Origin of the sequence: Thiorhodospira sibirica ATCC 700588, assembly GCF_000227725.2 — a bacterium.
GTDB lineage: Bacteria > Pseudomonadota > Gammaproteobacteria > Ectothiorhodospirales > Ectothiorhodospiraceae > Thiorhodospira > Thiorhodospira sibirica.
Map to the genome: position 1 here is coordinate 752,025 of NZ_MU255056.1, position 17,810 is coordinate 769,834.

General features: G+C 52.3%; 19 protein-coding genes and 1 pseudogene. 6 read left to right on the plus strand and 14 right to left on the minus strand.

Translation table 11 applies throughout. From position 1 onward, the window contains the following. Positions 1–137: 137 nt before the first annotated feature. The 13 genes and pseudogenes from THISIDRAFT_RS03585 to THISIDRAFT_RS03645 all read right to left on the minus strand — a co-directional run bounded on the left by THISIDRAFT_RS03585 (position 138) and on the right by THISIDRAFT_RS03645 (position 11,373). Positions 138–425, minus strand: a complete 288-nt coding sequence (locus THISIDRAFT_RS03585; protein WP_006787576.1) for a DUF3892 domain-containing protein — start codon at positions 423–425, stop codon at positions 138–140. Positions 426–548: 123 nt separating this feature from the next. Further along, the gene (locus THISIDRAFT_RS03590; protein ID WP_006787577.1) at positions 549–1,178 is read right to left on the minus strand and encodes a hypothetical protein; all 630 of its coding nucleotides are present in this window, start codon (positions 1,176–1,178) and stop codon (positions 549–551) included. A 742-nt stretch (positions 1,179–1,920) separates the two neighbouring features. Beyond that, positions 1,921–2,214, minus strand: coding sequence for a HigA family addiction module antitoxin (locus tag THISIDRAFT_RS03595; RefSeq protein WP_006787578.1), 294 nt, complete (start codon positions 2,212–2,214; stop codon positions 1,921–1,923). Then, positions 2,214–2,492, minus strand: coding sequence for a type II toxin-antitoxin system RelE/ParE family toxin (locus THISIDRAFT_RS03600; protein WP_040852390.1), 279 nt, complete (start codon positions 2,490–2,492; stop codon positions 2,214–2,216). Before THISIDRAFT_RS03600 ends, THISIDRAFT_RS03595 begins: the two co-directional genes overlap by 1 nt. Before the next feature lie 214 nt (positions 2,493–2,706). Next, positions 2,707–3,942 (minus strand): type II restriction endonuclease, encoded by a 1,236-nt coding sequence (locus THISIDRAFT_RS03605; RefSeq protein ID WP_006787580.1) that lies wholly within the window; start codon positions 3,940–3,942, stop codon positions 2,707–2,709. Next, on the minus strand, positions 3,939–4,385 hold the full coding sequence (locus THISIDRAFT_RS15290; protein WP_040852393.1) for a very short patch repair endonuclease: 447 nt from the start codon (positions 4,383–4,385) through the stop codon (positions 3,939–3,941). Before THISIDRAFT_RS15290 ends, THISIDRAFT_RS03605 begins: the two co-directional genes overlap by 4 nt. Beyond that, positions 4,382–5,641 (minus strand): DNA (cytosine-5-)-methyltransferase, encoded by a 1,260-nt coding sequence (gene dcm, locus THISIDRAFT_RS03615; RefSeq protein WP_006787581.1) that lies wholly within the window; start codon positions 5,639–5,641, stop codon positions 4,382–4,384. Before dcm ends, THISIDRAFT_RS15290 begins: the two co-directional genes overlap by 4 nt. 151 nt (positions 5,642–5,792) lie before the next feature. Next, positions 5,793–6,188 (minus strand): hypothetical protein, encoded by a 396-nt coding sequence (locus tag THISIDRAFT_RS03620; RefSeq protein ID WP_040852396.1) that lies wholly within the window; start codon positions 6,186–6,188, stop codon positions 5,793–5,795. 800 nt (positions 6,189–6,988) lie between these two features. After that, entirely contained in the window at positions 6,989–7,276 is a 288-nt protein-coding gene (locus THISIDRAFT_RS03625; protein ID WP_006787583.1) for a HigA family addiction module antitoxin, read from the minus strand. A gap of 89 nt (positions 7,277–7,365) precedes the next feature. Then, a pseudogene (locus THISIDRAFT_RS03630) lies at positions 7,366–8,048 on the minus strand (IS1 family transposase). Between the two features lie 139 nt (positions 8,049–8,187). Then, positions 8,188–8,895 carry a ComF family protein gene (locus THISIDRAFT_RS03635; protein ID WP_050984892.1) on the minus strand — a complete coding sequence of 236 codons (708 nt, stop codon included), beginning with the start codon at positions 8,893–8,895 and terminating at the stop codon, positions 8,188–8,190. Positions 8,896–8,912: 17 nt separating this feature from the next. After that, positions 8,913–10,724 carry a bifunctional diguanylate cyclase/phosphodiesterase gene (locus THISIDRAFT_RS03640; RefSeq protein ID WP_006787586.1) on the minus strand — a complete coding sequence of 604 codons (1,812 nt, stop codon included), beginning with the start codon at positions 10,722–10,724 and terminating at the stop codon, positions 8,913–8,915. Between the two features lie 127 nt (positions 10,725–10,851). Then, the gene (locus THISIDRAFT_RS03645) at positions 10,852–11,373 is read right to left on the minus strand and encodes a nitroreductase family protein (protein WP_006787588.1); all 522 of its coding nucleotides are present in this window, start codon (positions 11,371–11,373) and stop codon (positions 10,852–10,854) included. Between the two features lie 242 nt (positions 11,374–11,615). Here THISIDRAFT_RS03645 and rpsP point away from each other — a divergent pair, with 242 nt between their 5' ends. From rpsP to THISIDRAFT_RS03675, 6 genes are all read left to right on the plus strand, one after another. Further along, complete coding sequence (rpsP, locus tag THISIDRAFT_RS03650) at positions 11,616–11,882, plus strand: 30S ribosomal protein S16 (RefSeq protein ID WP_006787589.1); 267 nt, start codon at positions 11,616–11,618, stop codon at positions 11,880–11,882. Between the two features lie 42 nt (positions 11,883–11,924). Then, on the plus strand, positions 11,925–12,449 hold the full coding sequence (rimM, locus tag THISIDRAFT_RS03655) for a ribosome maturation factor RimM (protein WP_006787590.1): 525 nt from the start codon (positions 11,925–11,927) through the stop codon (positions 12,447–12,449). A gap of 7 nt (positions 12,450–12,456) precedes the next feature. After that, a complete protein-coding gene (trmD, locus tag THISIDRAFT_RS03660; RefSeq protein WP_083824617.1) occupies positions 12,457–13,260 on the plus strand; it encodes a tRNA (guanosine(37)-N1)-methyltransferase TrmD in 804 nt (267 codons plus the stop codon). A 14-nt stretch (positions 13,261–13,274) separates the two neighbouring features. Beyond that, the gene (gene rplS / locus THISIDRAFT_RS03665; RefSeq protein ID WP_006787592.1) at positions 13,275–13,634 is read left to right on the plus strand and encodes a 50S ribosomal protein L19; all 360 of its coding nucleotides are present in this window, start codon (positions 13,275–13,277) and stop codon (positions 13,632–13,634) included. Positions 13,635–14,059: 425 nt separating this feature from the next. Continuing rightward, on the plus strand, positions 14,060–15,097 hold the full coding sequence (locus THISIDRAFT_RS03670; RefSeq protein ID WP_006787593.1) for a porin: 1,038 nt from the start codon (positions 14,060–14,062) through the stop codon (positions 15,095–15,097). 97 nt (positions 15,098–15,194) lie between these two features. Next, entirely contained in the window at positions 15,195–15,944 is a 750-nt protein-coding gene (locus THISIDRAFT_RS03675) for a Nif3-like dinuclear metal center hexameric protein (protein ID WP_006787594.1), read from the plus strand. A gap of 32 nt (positions 15,945–15,976) precedes the next feature. Here the strand turns inward: THISIDRAFT_RS03675 and THISIDRAFT_RS03680 are convergent, their stop codons facing one another. After that, positions 15,977–17,518: a lipoyl protein ligase domain-containing protein gene (locus THISIDRAFT_RS03680; RefSeq protein WP_050984893.1), complete on the minus strand. Its 1,542-nt coding sequence runs from the start codon at positions 17,516–17,518 to the stop codon at positions 15,977–15,979. Positions 17,519–17,810 lie beyond the last annotated feature (292 nt).

A 17,810-nucleotide genomic window follows, 5' to 3' on the forward strand; every position in this document is an offset into this window, starting at 1 on the left:
TGCGTTAAGTAACCTGCGTTGAAGTTCACCCTGTTTGCAGGGTCCTTTGAACTCCGGTGGAAAACGCCCCGTGCAGACCCGCATGCGAGGTGTTGTGGAGGCCGGGGGAGAAAAACTCCCCGGCTATCCGATTAAGCCTATGGGCACTCAGGCAGGCTGAGAAGATTATTGGGTTGTTCACCGTCGTTCTCTGTTTTAAGGTATTTTCTACCACTTGCACTTGTTGAAACGATGACCCAAACCGAGTTTTCATTGACACTCACATAAAATCTCCATTTTCCAGACTCAATCCCTTCAATAGCCTTATCTAGAGTTAATTTCCACCGCGAGTCGTCGCGATTAACTCCTCCGACATGGCTGATTCGCTCATGAGCACTTTGACGGTCTGTCTTGTTGATACAGTTAATTTGGTAGTTATCGGCCATGTGACTCTCCTTCTTCGTTTATAGGCTTAACGCCGCCAACACGCGCAGCTTCGGAATGGAGGCGCAGCCGCAATGTAAAAGCTGTCGCGGTGATTGGCCTGGTTATGCGCGATGACCACAATGTCAATTTAGACCCAGCCTTTCTATTATGAAGCTCCAATCGTTTTCATTAAATTCCATATCACAAACCCTACAGGAATATTCAAAGAAAGATAAAATAGAGCCATTTCTTACGATCGTGAACTTGTCCCGCTCCTCAACCAATTTGCTTAAAAAATAGATTCCCTGAGCAGTGTCCACCAACAGTTCGCCAGTCCGAAAAGTAATTTCATTCCGAACTTTAATACGCTCAGATTTTTCAATTGCCTCGCCGTGCTCAATCCATTTTTTAATCTGAGCGTCACGTACCTGGTCTTTTCTTTTGATATTATCAATCATCCGGTCTAGCCGAGATAGCAGCATTCTTTGATCAGGACTTATTATTTTATCTGTTCCGGCAAGCTCTACAACAAGGCTTTCGACCAACTTCAGATCTAGAGTACCAGGTCCAGAATACTCATCCTTTAGCGGTTCGCGATACTCTTCTGCCAAACGGGGAAACCAATGAATAAAGTCATCCCGGATTATTTCAAACTCATTGTAGAATGCTTTTTCAATATACTTAGCACGCTGTTTATAAAGCGCGATTGCAAGCCGATGCCCTAATAAAACACCGATCAAAGCACCCAAGATACCGCTTAGCAAGCTATCCATCAGTGTTTAGATCCTCTCTTTTCCGCATAACGAATAAAGCTGAGCAGTCTTGGCGGAGCACAGCGCAGCCAAGATCTGCTCTTGCGAGTTGTGTACGCCCGGCATGGGCATGAACTGATGGGGTGAAAGTCCCCTGTAGGAGTACCTGTGATGTCCACTCCGTGGACGACCGTAACTACTCGCCGACGGCAAGAGCAAACCCGTGAGGGAATGTCTGAAGGAAGCCCAAGCGCAAAGGTGCGAGCCGACGAACAGACAAAATCGCCGGGTGCGATTTGGAACAGATAGGGTAAATGCGGCGGTTATGGACTGAAAGTTCATGTTCTTATTCCGGCGAGATCTGCTCTATAGCGTCCTGTGTTTCCATGATACTCGAACTAAGAGCCAATGCAAAAGCCTTGGTCATCAACACCAGACTCTAACCGTGCCCCGGACAGCACGCCAATCGGTAACGCCTGGCGTGATCAGGCAGAAGTCAGCAGACGGCATCGTCGCCAAGCACTCACCGTAATGGGTGAGACACGGTGAGAAGGCCCGAATCTCCGGCAACAAGAGAGACCCGCGTGTCTCAACGAACGTAATGCGCACAACCGGCTGAAACGGCCTTGGCGATGCGTTAAGTAACCTGCGTTGAAGTTCACCCTGTTTGCAGGGTCCTTTGAACTCCGGTGGAAAACGCCCCGTGCAGACCCGCATGCGAGGTGTTGTGGAGGCCGAGGGAGAAAAACCCCCGGCTATCCGATTAAGCCGCTTCAAAGTCCAGAGGGTGAATGTCATCCAGGTTGACCGTTTTGCGGGCCACCCAAAGATCGTACATATCCTGCATCGCGAGCCAACTTTCAGGAGTACGCCCAAGAACCTTGGATAGCCGCAGAGACATTTCGGGACTGATACCACTGTCTCCTTTGAGCAGCCTGGACAACGTGGAGGGCGAAACACCCAGACTCGAAGCAAGCTGACGAGAGCTAATACCGAAAGGCTCCAGATACACCTGGCGAATGAACTCACCCGGATGCGGCGGATTATGCATGGCCATTATTGATAATCCTCATAATCAAGAATGTAGGCGTTGCCGTCCTGGAATTCGAACGTTATGCGCCAATTTCCGTCAACCCGAATCGACCACCGGCCTTTGTCCTTTCCCTTCAATGAATGAAGCCGAAAACCAGGGATGTCCATGTCTTCCACCGAAGTGGCAGTATCCAGAGCAGCCAGCTGCATACGCAGCTTCTTGGCATGATCCGGCTGTATGCCAGACGTACTGCCAGTCGCGTAGAACCGCTTCAGTCCTTTGTGACGGAATGATTTGATCACGAGGCAATGCTAGCGCGTTGCGCATCACGCAACAATAAGGCTTCCTGCTGGAGCATCTGAGATGTCCACAGTGTGGACCAACGTACCTATGGCGTTGAAGGTCACCATGGTTGCATGGTCCTTTGAACTCCGGAGGAAACGCCCCGTGCGGACCCGCATGCGGGGTGTTGTGCAGGCCGGGGGAGAAAAACTCGCCCTTACCCGATTAGAGCATTTAGCTATGATCTGATTGCCGATTAAGGACAAGCGTTGTAAACCCTGAAACATCCATAAGCCAGCTTTGTTGCTCAGCTGAATATGTATTATGTAACCCACGCGGAAGAACCAGTTGCAGTTTCTTTGATTGCATTTCGTCTGTTTGACTTTTGCTTATAGCTGTTTCAAGAGTGAGCAGATGCTTTTTTTCTATACGGTCTGCCTCAGCAAGAACCTGCCTCCATCTATCTTTACAAGAAGATTTAACTCCCAACATTGTAAGACGCAAGGAATCAAATGATTTGTCGTAGTATTCCTTTACTCCAGGGAAAATAAAGTCAGGCTTTGATTTTTGCTCTGTGACAGGAGTTCTGGCGTATCGAACTCCGCACTCCTCAAAAAGAATTTCAAGATGATTCTCAAATGCAAGACCTGCACGGCTCTTTCTTCTATTTTGCACGGACAGAGAGAAAGAAATAAAACCGTCTACGTCACCATCAAAGCCCTGCGCCAATCTCTCACCAATAATTTGCTTTTCAAGAGTTCTGAACAGTATTTCTTCTCTTTCCATCCATGCCATGAGAACCTCATCATGGCCATCTTGAGGATGAATATCAGGGAGTGTTTTTCTGGCATAAGCAGAAAACTCCCTAGTCGTTGGGAACCGGCCAGAAAATTTATCTATCATTTCATCAAGATAAGTTTCTTCAGAAACTTCAACAGGAATCCCAAGGCTTTCCAGTATAAATCTGGATGCAAACTCAATACGGTCTTGCTCCGTTTCAAGCTCATCACGCACCGAGAAACCCGGATGCGATAAATCAGAAATACCAAACAACCAGAGAACCTGCTGTGATATCGTTGTTCCCGCTTCAGCAACGATAGAGAGCAATGTATTGTCTGGACGTTTTGCAATTACGAGAACATCCCCTGTATTAGCGCATTGTGAGACCTTATTGGTCGGGAAGTACAGCCTGTACTCCCATCGCATGACACCACGCTCCAAGCGAGCCCTTTGCCTAGCGTCGTACCACGTAAGAAAGCCCTCCTCCATAATTGGCTCATCTTCATTATCTGTCAGGTATAAAAATCTTGCTTGGTATCTTTCTTTCCCGTCAGGCTCACCAAGAATGTTCCGTAACCCCTCGACACCATTGAATTCATGCTGGTTTGAGGTGAGCACATCCGCTTCAACTGCGCTTAAGGTTTTAACAGCTACGCCTTCAAAATATTGTGACAAGTAGCCTTTTTTCACTCTGAAATCTCCAGCATGGATTTATTGCTTTTTAACCAGCGCACAATCGATTCTGAAACCATTGGGATATTCTTCGAGGCGCCCTTTATAGAGCACTCCCAAACTATACATACTCGCCAGCCCAAGAATTTTAAATTCTCAAGTGTCTTAATGTCATTTTCTTGGTTTCTATTTATCTTTTTTTTCCAGAAGTCGGGGCGTGTTTTCGGCCACTTGAAAAGATGGCAGTTGTGTCGATGCCAAAAACAGCCATGTATAAATATAACTGCATTATATTTTTTCAGAACGATATCAGGCTTTCCTGGCAGTTTTTTGTCATGTAACCTGTATCGAAATCCGCGCTGATGCAGTTGGCGTCTAATCTCTAATTCAGGCCGGGTATTCTTTCCCCGAATACCGGACATCATTCTGCTTCGCGTTTCCGGATTAACAACGTCTGTCATGAAAATAATGAAGCTTGTTTTATATTCGCAGTTTTTTCATCACACAATCTTTGAATATGAGGAACCATTATCCTCGCCACCTCCTTCATGACAGGCATAACTACACTGTTACCAAATTGCCTGTATGCTTGGGTATCACTGACGGGAATTTTGAAAGTGTCCGGAAACCCCATTAATCTTGCACATTCTCGTGGCGTTAACCGTCGTGGTCGCTTTTTGTTTCCTTGAGATACAAGTATTTCAGAACCATCTTTATAGTACCTTGCTGACAGGGTTCTCGTTACAGAGTCTCCATCTACAAGCCCAAAGCCAAATCCGTTCCCGGCCTTTCGATGTTTTTCCGCATAATCCTGTAGATACTTCCACAGCTTGGGAGTTAACGTGTATTTACTGTTCACTTTGGCACTTTCTCCGGTTGTGTATGGATCTTCTTCGGCTTCAGAACCATTCTGAGGATGAAGAATAGAAGAAAGTGTTACTGAGCCTTTGGAAGGCAGCTTCAGGTCACCCCAAGAAAAATCTGTTTTGCCATCAAAGCCAACGATCAGAATTCGTTCGCGGTGCTGCGGAACAAAATGCTGACCGTCAATCACCTTATAGTGAACCTCGTAACCAAGCTCCTCTCGAAGGGTTTGCAGAATAACCTTGAAAGTATTTCCTTTGTCGTGAGAAAGCAGGTTTTTAACGTTCTCTAATAAAAATGCCTTTGGCCTTTTTTTTGCAATTATTCTTGCGACATCAAAAAAAAGTGTTCCTTGGGTTGTGCATTCAAAACCATGAGGTCTACCCAAAGCATTTTTCTTCGATACACCAGCTATGCTGAATGGTTGACAGGGAAAACCGGCCAACAGGATTTCATGATCGGGTACATCGCTTTCATCAACTTGTGTAATATCGCCAACGAATGTATGGCTGGATGTTTCTGGGAAGTTGGCCAAATAAGTTTGTTGTGAGAATTTGTTCCATTCACTGGTAAAAACACATTGGCCACCATACGCCTCAAAACCAAGGCGTATCCCACCAACACCCGCAAACAGATCGATAAATCGAAAGGAGGTGTTGTCATTGGCAACGTCGTTTACCAATGGAAGGACTCTTTGCCTGATTGCATCGGAGAGGTAAGTGGGAGGCTCATTTTCTCGAACTTCCCAGCGCCTGACAGTTCTTACATCGACCTCAAGAATTTCAGCTAGTTGTTTCTGTGTGTACCTTGCTCTTGCTCTGCGAAGCAAGTCAAGTGTATCAGGCTGTTGCATACATGGAACCCCATCTAGGTATATTTCAGGGCATTATGTCCGCTTTTGCTCCCTTTTGCAAGCAGGCACTGTATGCTTGATCCGTGTCGCCCCTAACACCCGAATTAAGGTGGGCCACGAAGTGGCATCGGATTTGTTAGCGAAGTGTGCGCTATGCAGGCTGCCAAGCATTCACGTTTTCACGGAAGCCATCAGCTCCGCGAGGAATCAATATCAGGTTGAGATCACCTTGATTATCAAAGCCAATGAGAATGTTGTCGCCTTCTTGAGCTCTTTGCATAACGCGATTGGTCTGAAAATAAAGCCTATGCTCTGTTCTTGTAGGGTGATTTTCTCGTGCATCGTACCATGTGACATTGGCGTGCTCGGCAATATCAGTTCCTCGAATCGAAAACTTTGCAGCTTTTTCAAACCCAGCTAAGCCAAACATATCTTTCAACTGTTTGACGCCATTAAATTCATGCTGATTTGATCGCTCTGGTCTGGCTTCGACAGCGGAGAGGGTTTTTATACATGCGGGTTTCAGAACTATTGGGCGGTTTATCATGCTTCTCTCCGTGGTAGTTTTGCTGTGACTCTCTAACGACAAGCTCACCAGCGGCAATGGAGCGCAGCTGCAATGAAAAAGCCGTCGCTGTGCCTGCGATTGTGTACGCCCGACATGGGCATGAACTGATGGGGTGAAAGTCCCCTGTAGGAGTACCTGTGATGTCCACTCTGTGGACGATTGTAACTACTCGCCGACGGCAAGGGCAAACCCGTGAGGGAATGTCTGAAGAAAGCCCGAGCGCAAAGGTGTGAGCCGACGGACAGACAAAATCGCCGGGAGCGATTTTGAACAGCCGCAGGCTGGCCTGAAGGGCGAGCCCCAAGAATGGGGCGAGTAAATCGCATAGAAGGCTCAGCCCCCGGGCGAGAAAGTTCATGTTCTTATTCCGGCGAGATCTGCTCTATAGCCTCCTGTTTATCCATGATACTCGAACTTAGAGCCAATGCGAAAGCCTTGGTCATCACCATCAAGACCCTAACCGTGACCCGGGCAGCGCGCCAACCGGTAACACCTGGCGTGATGAGGCAGAAGTCAGCAGACGGCATCGTCGCCAAATGCTGACCGTAATGGGTGAGACACGGTGAAGGTCCGAACCTCCGGCAACAAGAGAGACCCGCGTGTCTCAACGGATATAATGCGCCCGACCGAGTGAAACGGCCTTGGCGATGCGTTGGGTAACCCGCGTTGAAGGTCACCCTGTTTGCAGGGTCCTTTAGAACTCCGGAGGAAACGCCCCATGCGGAGTATTGTGGAGGCCAGGGGAGAAAAACCCCCGGCTAACCGATTATATGCCTTACTCATGCCGCTACCAATTTTTTAACCTGAAGCTTGCTTCTATGTTGCTCGGCATGCCAAAGCTCATACTGAGACTGTTGATTGAGCCAGCTTTCAGCAGATGTATCGAATGCGATAGATAGCCTTACTGCCATTTCGGGACTGATTCCAGCTCGACCGTTCAGAATTGCGCTCAGGGTCTTTCTGCTTATACCAAGCGCCTCGGCCGCATCGGTAACAGAGATACCTAGTGGCTCAAGATATAGCTCTTTAATGATCTCACCTGGATGGGGAGGGTTGTGCATTAGCATTGTGACACCTCAATGATAGTCTTCATAATTGACGACCTCGGCATCTTCACCATTAAATATAAGGTAGTCCTGCACAATATAGTGAATAGTCAATCAGCAGCGACAGACAAGGTTTCATTGTAATGGTGAACGAAATACCAGATAGCGCCTATGTGGTTTTCGAGCTTTTTTGAAAATGACAGGGTTTTTCTGACGAAGCGAGATACACGTTGTCTTAATGTGGCATTGAAGCGCTCAATTTCAGCGGTTTTGCCGGATTCTTTACCCACGGCCCGATGGCGTTGTGTAGGCAATACCCCCAGATAGGCCTCCCAAAAATCGGTGTAACACACCGCGCATTGACGATACACCGCAGGTAACGACTCCCAAAGCCCTTGGGCCCCTTGCCGACTTCGATCCCCGACAAACACGCCAACAATTTCGCCCGTATCTTGATTGATCGCTTACCAACCCCAGGGTTTATGATGCTTGTTTCCCACAAAAGACCACAGTTCATCGCATTGGATCACACGCTTCCCTTTAGGTTTTTTTTTACCTGCACCGACCGAGGTGTTTCTTTATATTTTTGATTCACATAGCTTTGTAGCCAACGCTGTCAAACCCCAACAACCCGAGCGATACCGGCTAGTGAAATTCTTTCCAATAAGAGCTTATCAATGAGCGCTTTTTTATCCTCACTGATTCGATTTTGGGGATTTTCGACAAATTGTCGACCACACGCCTTGCACGCGAATTTCGGCTTGTGGTTATGGATACGGCCATTTTTAATCACATTCTCTGAATGACACGAAGGACCTGCATGGCTTTTTACTCTTTAGAACCCATCACCTCTACATCTTACCACATTCAACACTACCATTTACAGGACTACCGGTTTTTTTAATAAACAACCACCCCGGCGCGTCCAGAGTTTAATGACTGGTGCGGGCGATGCACCAGGTTTCGACCTGGTGTGCGCCGGCTTTTTTTAAGGTGCTCGCCAGTTCACGTAAGGTCGAGCCGGTGGTCATGACGTCATCAAGGATGATGATGTGTGCGGGGAGGGTGCCAGATGCGGCAAAGGCGTTGCGCACATTTAGTCGGCGTTGCTGTTGTTTGAGGCCCTGCTGGAATTGGGTGGCACGTTGGCGCTGGGCCAGGGCGGGACAAACCGGCAGGTGCAGCGGCGGAGCAATCATGCGGGCCAGCTCCATGGATTGATTAAATCCGCGTTCACGCAGGCGCGAGCGGTGTAGAGGGACGGGGAGTATGCAGGATTTGGGTGGCAGGGGTTCCTGCAAGGCCTGGCGCGCCTGGATGAACAACTGACCCAGGACGCGGGCATAGGCCAGGCGGTCGTGGTGTTTGAGCTGGATGATCAGGCGATCAATCGGCGGCTGGTAGTGAAAGGCGGCATAGCTGGCATCAAACGGCGGTGGATCGTGCAGACATTCGCCGCATACCATCTGTGCAGGCGGCAGCGGCATCGCACAACATCGACAGCCATGACCCAGCCACGGCAAGCTTTTAATGCATGAGGCGCACAGTTCAAGCGGTGGCTGTCCCGGTGCACCACACAGCAGGCATCGGATGGGGTAGAGGATGGCGGTGCATCGCTGAATCGCGGTCTTTAACCACACGCAGCCACTGCCTTCTCTCAGGACGCTTCGTTGGCGGATGGCATGGTGCTCAACCCTTCAGCCCAGCACAGGGTCACCGGGTCTTGTCCACGCCGATCAATAAACAGGCTGTTACCGGCTTCTTGTTTGGCCAGATGTTTGACCTCGCTGGCGCGTTTGGAGATGTCCAGATGCGATTGAAACTGTCCGGGGGTGACGGAGGTGACGCCAATGGACAGGCTTAGCAGCGGAAAGAAGTGCTGCTGGCCCAGGCGGTCAGTGGCAGACAGGCCGCCGGCCTGACGTTCGCTTTCATCATAAAATCCGGGGGCCATGGCTGCAAAGGCTTTGAGCAGTTGGGCGCAGCGGGTTTCCCAGTCTGTGCCGCCCAGGACCCAGACAAAATCATCTCCGCCTACATGGCCGACAAAATCGTGTTCATGGCGTATTGCGGCTTGCAGTAATGTGCCCAGCGAGCGGATGACTTCGTCGCCACGGGCATAGCCATAGTAATCGTTAAAGGGTTTGAAGTGATCCAGATCGCAATAGGCTACGGCAAATTCACAGGATTTTTGCAGCATCTGGTTAAGGTATTCATTGATCGGTACATTGCCGGGAAGTTGGGTTAGGGGGTTGGCATAGCGGGCATAACGGATTTGCAGGGCGGTGATTGTCTGCAACAGATCGACCAACAGCCCGATGCCCAAAAAGCGGCCCGCCTGATCAACGATCATAAAATCTTCGATAATGCCATCCTGACGCGAGCTGGTAATCGCATGGCTTAGGGATTCCAGCGGCTCATCTTCGCTGGTGATCAGCACATCCATCTGCATAAAAAAACGAATCGGGCGGCGGTCGTGCAGTTCCCGGGTAAAGCGGCGGGCGTAGAGCATAAACAGTTCATTGCGCCGCACAATGCCCACGGGTTGTTGATTGAGCAGCACGGGCAGGCAGTGCAGCTTGGGGTAGCGCTGAAAAAATTCGATGGTTTCTTTGAGGGTCAGGTCGGGGTGAATGGTTTCGTTGTCACGCAATAAACTGGCTGCCGTTTCGCCAAGGCTGCGCTGTGGTTGATGGGTCTGCGGGCTTTGGCTGTGTTCGCCTGCGATGGCTTTGAGGTGGGTGACGGGTTTTTTGGCCGGTCGGGCAAAATAATGGCCCTGTGCAAAGGGGATATTGAGTCCTTTGATGACATCATATTCGGCCATGACCTCAACGCCTTCGACAATGAGCTGTGTTTCCAGGCTGCTGGCGATTTCATGCATGGCGCGCAAAAACTGGCGCTTGGCCTCATCTTGCTGGATGTTTTGCACCACATGCAGGTCCATCTTGACGTATTCTGGCCGTAATTCAGACCACAGTCGCACGCTGGGATAGCCACTGCCCAAGGCATCCAGAGCCACCGCAAAGCCTTGATCGCGGTAATAGGCCAGTGCGTGATGCCAGAGGCGCTCATCGTGCAGCGGTATGGTTTCGGTGAGTTCGATCACCACCTGCTCAGGACGCAAACCGCTGGCCTGTACCAGACGCAAGGTTTGTCCCTGCATGCCGTGCGGATGTTGCAGCGGCAGGGGCGAGACATTGAGAAAGACACGCCCTTGCAGACCCTGCTTGGCGAATTTTTTGAGGACCATTTCTTGCGCCAAACATTCCAGCTCCAGCAGAAGGTTTTGTTGCAAGGCGTTGGCAAACAGCATGATCGGGGCATGCTGTTCGCTGTTGGCAGGGCCGCGAATCAGCCCCTCAAAGCCATAGACATGCTGCGGTTCCAGGGCAATAATGGGCTGGAATAAAACGCTCAACGCACGTTCTTTGAGGATTGTTTCCAATGAACGACACACAGCATCCATAGGTAATTCACCAAGGCAGAAGGGCGGCCCTTTAGTCTATACCGCGTGTATGACAAAGCGGTTGCAGCGGTGAATAGTACGGCCCCCCGCTAAACAGGGTATAAGCCAACTATCGCCGGTGGGCGATTTAACGCCATTTGACCACATCATCCAGACGTTTGCGCGGCGTCTCCTGGGGCAATTCGGCGGCATAGCCAATACATAAGATGGCCACCGGATGACTGCCGGGCTCCAGCGCCAAGGTATCGCGCACGGCTTGTTCGTCGAAAAAACCTACCCAGGTTGAGCCAAGGCCGGCCGCCACGACGGCCAGTTGGGCATAGGCCGCAGCAATCGTGGCATCCTGAATGGCATACAGCGTGCGGCCACGCTCCCCGTATTGCTCTGCACAGCGTTCATTATGCGCACAAAAAACCAGACTCACCGGGGCATCGGCGATAAATTCCTGATCATAGGCGGCTTTGCTTAATGCCTGGCGCAGTAAGGGCTCGCGCACGGTGACGATGCAATAGGATTGCAAATCGCCCGCCGAGGGTGCCGCCACCGCCGTTTCCAGCACGGCGTGCAGTTTGGCCTCTTCAACGGGCATGTCCGTTTGATAGCGACGAATGGAATGACGGTGGTGTACGGTTTGGAAAAAATCCCACATGTCGAGCTCCTCCACGTTGTTTTATAGTTTATGTGGAGTGTACTGACAAACATGGGAATAAGCCAATGCTTGCCACCTGTTTTGCACAGGCATTGCCACGGCTGCGGGCGGGGTAGTTGACGGCTGGCCTCTGGATGCGGAGTTTTTTGTCTGCGCTTGCCTCTAGGCGTGGGTCAGGTATAATTATCTGTTTAGCCGAATTTTTACTTCATTACTTTAACCAGCGGATGTTTTAAAGCTCTATGGTCACTATCAGACTTTCTCGCGGGGGCGCTAAGAAGCTGCCTTTTTATCATGTTGTGGTCACGAATTCACGCAATCGCCGTGATGGTCGTTATATTGAGCGCCTGGGGTTTTTCAATCCTGTGGCACGCGGTCAGGAGGTGCGTTTGCAGCTTGATCAGGCACGCGTGGATCATTGGCTTGCCAATGGTGCGCAGTTGTCTGACCGTGCAGCGCAGCTAGTGAAGGAATTTCGCAAGCAGGGCGCTGACGCGCCCGCGCAATAAATCACTCGGCCCGTTTCATGTTGCAGATGTTGTTTGCTTCCTGTGCATATATCCCAGGATAAGGACCCTTCCCGGCTGATTTTGCTAGGACGGGTTTCTGGCGTTTTCGGGGTGCGCGGGGCATTGAAGCTGTTTTCTTCCACTTCGCCGCGTGAGGCCATTGTGGGATATAACCCGCTGCGCCTGAATCTTGAGGGCCAATGGCGACCTTTTAAGGTGTTGGGTGGCCAATTGCAAGGCCCCAAGGTGGTGGTGCAACTTGCGGGGATTGAGGATCGCGACGCCGCCCTGGAGTTGGTCGGGGCGCAGGTCGCGGTATTGCGTTCCCAGTTGCCGCCATTGCCCGCAGATACGCATTATTGGACAGATTTGATGGGCCTTGAGGTCTGGAATCTCGATGGCGTGTGTCTGGGTGTGGTGCATCATCTGCTTGAAACCGGGGCCAATGATGTGCTTGTGGTCAAAGGCGAGCGTGAGCGACTGATTCCCTATATCCGTCAGCAGGTGGTTTTGGCGGTGGAGATGGAGAACGGGATTTTGCGCGTTGACTGGGATGCTGAATTCTAACTCGCTGATGCGCATTGAGGTTGTCAGCATTTTTCCCGAGTTGGTCGCTGCGGTGGGTGGCTGCGGGATTACCGGTCGGGCCTTGCAGCGGGGCCTGCTGGAGCTGTGCTTTTGGGACCCGCGTGATTATAGCCAGGATCGGCATCGCAGCGTGGATGACCGGCCCTATGGCGGCGGGCCTGGGATGGTGATGAAGGTGGCACCCTTGCGGGATGCCGTGCATGCCGCAAAAGCGGCAGATCCTCGTCCGGCGCGGGTCATCTTGTTGACGCCGCAAGGTCAGTTACTCGATCAGGCAAAACTGGCGCGGCTTGCCCGTCAGCAACGATTGATTCTGGTTGCGGGGCGCTATGAGGGCATTGACGAGCGTTTTGTCACCCTGGACGTTGATGAGGAATACTCCATCGGGGATTATGTGCTGTCTGGTGGTGAGCTGGCCGCGATGGTGCTGATTGACGCCTGTGCCCGATTGTTGCCGGGGGCCTTGGGCGATGAGGATTCTGCGCAGCAGGATTCCTTCAGTGATGGGCTGCTGGATTGTCCCCATTATACGCGGCCTGAGTCTTATGCCGGGCTGGATGTTCCCCCTGTGTTGCTCGGCGGGCATCATGCCCAGATTGAGCGCTGGCGGCGTAAGCAGGCCTTGGGGCGAACCTGGCAACGGCGTCCGGATTTACTGGCGTCTCTTGCCTTGAGCGCTGATGATCAGGCGCTGTTGGCCGAATATCAGCAGGAACAGCCCGGCCATGGTGCGCAATATTCCATTGAGAATCCTGCAAACCCTGGCGGGGATGGCTTTTTTAAAACTTAAGGTTAATACATTCAATGAGCAATATTATTCAACAGCTTGAAGCTGAGCAGATGAATCGTGAGATCCCTGACTTTACGCCGGGTGATACCGTGGTGGTGCAAGTGAAGGTGAAGGAAGGCAGTCGCGAACGTTTGCAGGCCTTTGAAGGCGTAGTGATTGCCAAGCGCAACCGGGGCCTGAATTCTGCCTTTACGGTGCGCAAGATGTCCCATGGTGAAGGCGTGGAGCGCGTTTTTCAGACCTACAGTCCGGTGGTTGCCGATATCAAGGTGAAGCGCCGTGGCAAGGTGCGTCGCGCCAAATTGTATTATTTGCGCGGCCGTACCGGAAAATCCGCCCGCATCAAAGAGGATATCCAGGTTAAGTCCGCCTGATCTTTTTTGGTCGCTGTGGGTTGCAGCGCATGCCGCCCACAGTGCTCTGGACGTGGCAACAAGCCGCAGAAGGTGCCTTCTGCGGCTTTTGTTTGCCTTATATAAAGACACGGCAGCATGGCATTGCCAGGACAGCGTCGGCTTGTTGCGAATGGGTTTCATTTATTCACCCGGATTCAAAAAAAGCTCAGGTAGCGAATGAACTTGGGCACTTAAGGCATTTAAAGCAAAAGTCTAAGTAATCTTTGGGTTTTTTCCCAGTACACCGGGCCTGATGCGTTGTAATAAAGATACACTCAATAAAAAAATGTCTCTTTTTTTAAAAAATAGGCTTGCAATTCCGTCCCGGTAAGGCTATAAAACACCCTGTGTCTTTTAACGATTGTCACGACCCAAAACCTTACATCCTTTCGGAGAAATAACCGATGAAAAAAAGTATGCTTGCTGTTGCGGTTGCTGCCGCTATCGCCCTGCCTGTCAGCGCCATGGCTGAAACTGTTGTCTATGGCCGTATTCACACCTCTTTGGATTTCGTTGACAACGGTGCTGACAGCAGCCATCAGGCCGCTTCGCGCTCCTCGCGCATCGGCTTTAAGGGTGCCGAAGATCTGGGCGGTGGTCTGCAGGGGATCTGGCAGCTTGAATCCGGTTACCATGCCACGGAAAGCGGTGGCCAGTTGGCTACCCGTAATACCTTTGTCGGTCTGAAAGGTGGCTTTGGTACCGCCTTGATCGGCCGCCATGACACCCCTTACAAGACCTCCACCGGTCGCTTGGATCCCTTCGGTGATACCGCTGCTGACTACAACACCATCATGGGTTCAGTCGCTGGCAAGGGTCTGCTGTTTGATTCGCGTACAAATAACACCATTGCCTACATGACGCCTTCCTTTGGCGGCTTTGGCTTGCAGGCTGCGTATGTGACTGACACCCGCTCTGGCGGCGACCGCCCCGGCGAAACCGCCAACGATAACAAGGCTTTCAGTTTGGCAGCGAACTACGGTGCTGGCCCGGTTTATGTAACGGCCGCTTACGAACAACTGAATAACTTCACCGGCGATAACAACGCCCGTGCTGCCAAGATTGGTGGTGCTTATACCCTGGGTGACCTGACCCTGTCGGCCATGTATGAGCGCATTGACCTGAATGATGATGTCATTGGTTCGCGTGATTCCGGCATGCTGGCTGCCCGCTATAACTTCAACCAGATCAATCTGCGCGCTGCCTACCTGCAGGCCAATGACGATGACCGCGATGACACCGGTGCCAAGATGTTTGCCTTAGGCGCAGGTTATAACTTCTCGCGTCGCACCGAAGTTTATGCGGTTCTGGCCCAGATGAAGCAGGACACCGATGCTGCCTCTTTGTGGGCGCTGGGCACTGGCGGCAACAAAGAAGTCGCTCCAGCCCCGGGTGAAGATACCACCCGCGCCATTTCCTTGGGCGTTGCACACAACTTTTAAGCAGCGATTTTCGGGCCGATGGTCTGAAAAAGGCAGCAGTTTTGCCAGAAAGGCGCGGGAAACCGCGCCTTTTTTATTGAAACGGAGAATGATCTTAATGGCACAGATCCGCCAAATAACCGACCATATCGCCGAGTTATTGAAGGTGAGCACCTTTAAGGATTATTGCCCCAATGGTTTGCAGGTCAGTGGGCGCGAGGAGATTCGCACCCTGGTTTCAGGGGTGAGTGCCTGTCGGGCCTTGATTGAAGCGGCGATCGGCTATCAAGCCGATGCCATATTGGTGCATCACGGCTTTTTCTGGCGCGGTGAAGATCCCTGTGTCTGCGGGATCAAGCGGGAACGGCTGCGCCTGTTACTGTTGCATGATATCAATCTGCTGGCCTATCACCTGCCGCTGGATGCACACCCCGAGCTTGGTAATAATGCGCTGCTAGGGCAGGCGCTCGGCGCGGTGGTTGAAGGCAGCCTGAATAACGAGGGGATTGGCCTTTGGGGAACATTGCCCGATGCCTGCGAGGCCGCTGCACTGGAACAGCGTCTGAGCGCCTGTTTACAGCGTCCCCCCCAATGGATTAACAGCGGCCCCGCCATCATTCGGCGCATCGGCTGGTGTAGTGGTGCCGCCCAGGGCCATATTGAACAGGCTGTGGCACGCGGGCTGGATGCCTTTATCAGCGGTGAAATCTCGGAGCAAACCGTGCATATCGCCCGCGAGGCGGGGATTCACTATTTCGCTGCCGGACACCATGCCACCGAACGCTTCGGTGTGCAACGCTTGGGCGAGCATCTGGCAAACACCTTTGGCCTGCAGCATGTATTTGTGGATATTGATAATCCGGTTTAGGCTGCCATGTTGCAGGACTTTGCAAAATACCGTTATTCGGTGCGCGGTGAACGGGACGGGATCTGCGCCAGTAGCCTTACGACGACCTGCTGATTTAGCTGTGCCTGGGCACGAAAGGCCCCTTGGTAGGCCAGCTCTTCCTGATTGAGGGCGTAGCAGTTGGCGCCACGGATATCGGCGAGTATCGCGGGCAGGCCACTGTCTGCAAAGGCATGGGCGCGTTTGAGATAAAAATGCCCGCAGCACATGCCCAGATAGGCCTCGATGCCTTCCTGCTTGAGGCGCGTTAAGGTTTGGCATAAATGTTCGTAGTGTGTGATGGTGATGACCTCAAGCCCTCGCACCTCGGCCAGCGCATACACCTCGCCCACCGCACAGGCGCCGCATTGCGTACAGTGATCCTCATGTCGCCACGGGCAGTTTTTGGCCTTGGCGCAATAGGGCACCAGGACGACACCACAACGCTTAAGAAGCGCTGTGGTGGAGACGATTTCACGGGGGGCAACGACCATCAGGGTATTGGCCTCGCGCACGCTCAGGCCCAGCTGTTGCTGTTCGGCCCGCCCCAGCACCCGCCCCAGTAGGGTGAGCATGTCCTGATCGTTAAAACCAACCGCAGTATAAGGCTGCGTTGCCAGACAGCCCTTGAGCACCTCCGGGGCCTGCTCTAGCGAAACCCCGGCAAGACGCTCCTCCAGAGCGGTCAGCCAATCCAGCGGTGCCAGCTGCGCGGTGGTGCTAAAGACGGCCTCTTGAATGCGCTGTCTGGTGGCATCAAGCTGCACACGCAGATATAACACCCCACCCGTTGTCGGCAAAAAAGCCTGCCAGCTCTGGTTTTCATCGACCTGCCAGTCCCGATCGAGCCAGGGATTGACCGGGGGCAGACTGGCCGTTGTGACAACAGAAGCCGTAGTTATCGGCTGGGCCGTAATCCGCTGTGGGGTCGCTCCCAATGCGCGGCTGAGCGCTTGCCACAGCGCCTGCTCCACGGCGCGCCAATCCACCGGCCCATCCAGAACCTCTTGCAAGGTGGTGAAATGTTCGCGGGCACTGCGGATACCCTCATCGGTGAGCTTTTCTCGCGGGGCGCGCAACACCTGCAGGGTAGTGGTGACATCCATCGTGCCCCATAAAAAGAGCTGATATAGCAGCCCGCCGGGCAACCATGCCAAGGTTCCTTGCGCCACCTGCCGCTGGGCAACGTCTATGCTATTGGGCGCCTGCGCCTGGGCATCCAGGCCCAGATCCCCCAGACCGGCGGCGACCGCCGTGTTGAGGCGCTGCAGCCACTGCGCAAGACAGGGCATGGCCTGCCTTGGCAGCGGCACCGCCAGCGTCAGCACGCCTTGCCCACCATCCAGATACACGGCTCCACCACCGGTCAGCCGCCGCTGTACTACAATTCCCTGCTGCTGGCAAAAATCCTCGCGGATAGCGTGGCAGCGTGCCTCAAAACGCCCAATACTCGCCTGTGGGGTACTTTGGGCAAAATGCAGCAGGGGATATTGTTGCTCGTGCGCCTGGTTGAGCAGTGCCAGGGCATGTGCTGCAGGATCTTGATATATCATCATTTCTTGCTATGAACCAGAATAAAACCGGGATTTGTCGGCGCGTTTAGCATTCATGTTCTACATGCTGCTGTACGATATTTGAACTGTCAACAAGCAACGATAGCAGAGGATTCTGAACGCTCCATGAGTTTTGCGCAGGCCGTCATAAAAACGGTGGGAAAAGCCGAACGCCAAATGCCCCCCGGAAGGGATGTTCAACGATGGCCCGCACCGCACAGAGTATCCGGTTGAAGGCCTTTTGAGCCTTGGGTAGCTTCCCGCCCGTCGGTTTCTTGATCGGCGTCAGCGCAGG

Coding starts and splice junctions, on each gene's coding strand:
- THISIDRAFT_RS03640 (WP_006787586.1), bottom strand. CDS start 10,724: ATGGATGCTGTGTGTCGTTCATTGGAAACAATCCTCAAAGAACGTGCG.
- trmD (WP_083824617.1), top strand. CDS start 12,457: ATGCGCATTGAGGTTGTCAGCATTTTTCCCGAGTTGGTCGCTGCGGTG.
- THISIDRAFT_RS03645 (WP_006787588.1), bottom strand. CDS start 11,373: ATGTGGGATTTTTTCCAAACCGTACACCACCGTCATTCCATTCGTCGC.
- rplS (WP_006787592.1), top strand. CDS start 13,275: ATGAGCAATATTATTCAACAGCTTGAAGCTGAGCAGATGAATCGTGAG.
- THISIDRAFT_RS03595 (WP_006787578.1), bottom strand. CDS start 2,214: ATGGCCATGCATAATCCGCCGCATCCGGGTGAGTTCATTCGCCAGGTG.
- dcm (WP_006787581.1), bottom strand. CDS start 5,641: ATGCAACAGCCTGATACACTTGACTTGCTTCGCAGAGCAAGAGCAAGG.
- THISIDRAFT_RS03670 (WP_006787593.1), top strand. CDS start 14,060: ATGAAAAAAAGTATGCTTGCTGTTGCGGTTGCTGCCGCTATCGCCCTG.
- rpsP (WP_006787589.1), top strand. CDS start 11,616: ATGGTCACTATCAGACTTTCTCGCGGGGGCGCTAAGAAGCTGCCTTTT.
- THISIDRAFT_RS03680 (WP_050984893.1), bottom strand. CDS start 17,518: ATGATGATATATCAAGATCCTGCAGCACATGCCCTGGCACTGCTCAAC.
- THISIDRAFT_RS03625 (WP_006787583.1), bottom strand. CDS start 7,276: ATGCTAATGCACAACCCTCCCCATCCAGGTGAGATCATTAAAGAGCTA.
- THISIDRAFT_RS15290 (WP_040852393.1), bottom strand. CDS start 4,385: ATGACAGACGTTGTTAATCCGGAAACGCGAAGCAGAATGATGTCCGGT.
- THISIDRAFT_RS03620 (WP_040852396.1), bottom strand. CDS start 6,188: ATGATAAACCGCCCAATAGTTCTGAAACCCGCATGTATAAAAACCCTC.
- THISIDRAFT_RS03675 (WP_006787594.1), top strand. CDS start 15,195: ATGGCACAGATCCGCCAAATAACCGACCATATCGCCGAGTTATTGAAG.
- THISIDRAFT_RS03590 (WP_006787577.1), bottom strand. CDS start 1,178: ATGGATAGCTTGCTAAGCGGTATCTTGGGTGCTTTGATCGGTGTTTTA.
- THISIDRAFT_RS03585 (WP_006787576.1), bottom strand. CDS start 425: ATGGCCGATAACTACCAAATTAACTGTATCAACAAGACAGACCGTCAA.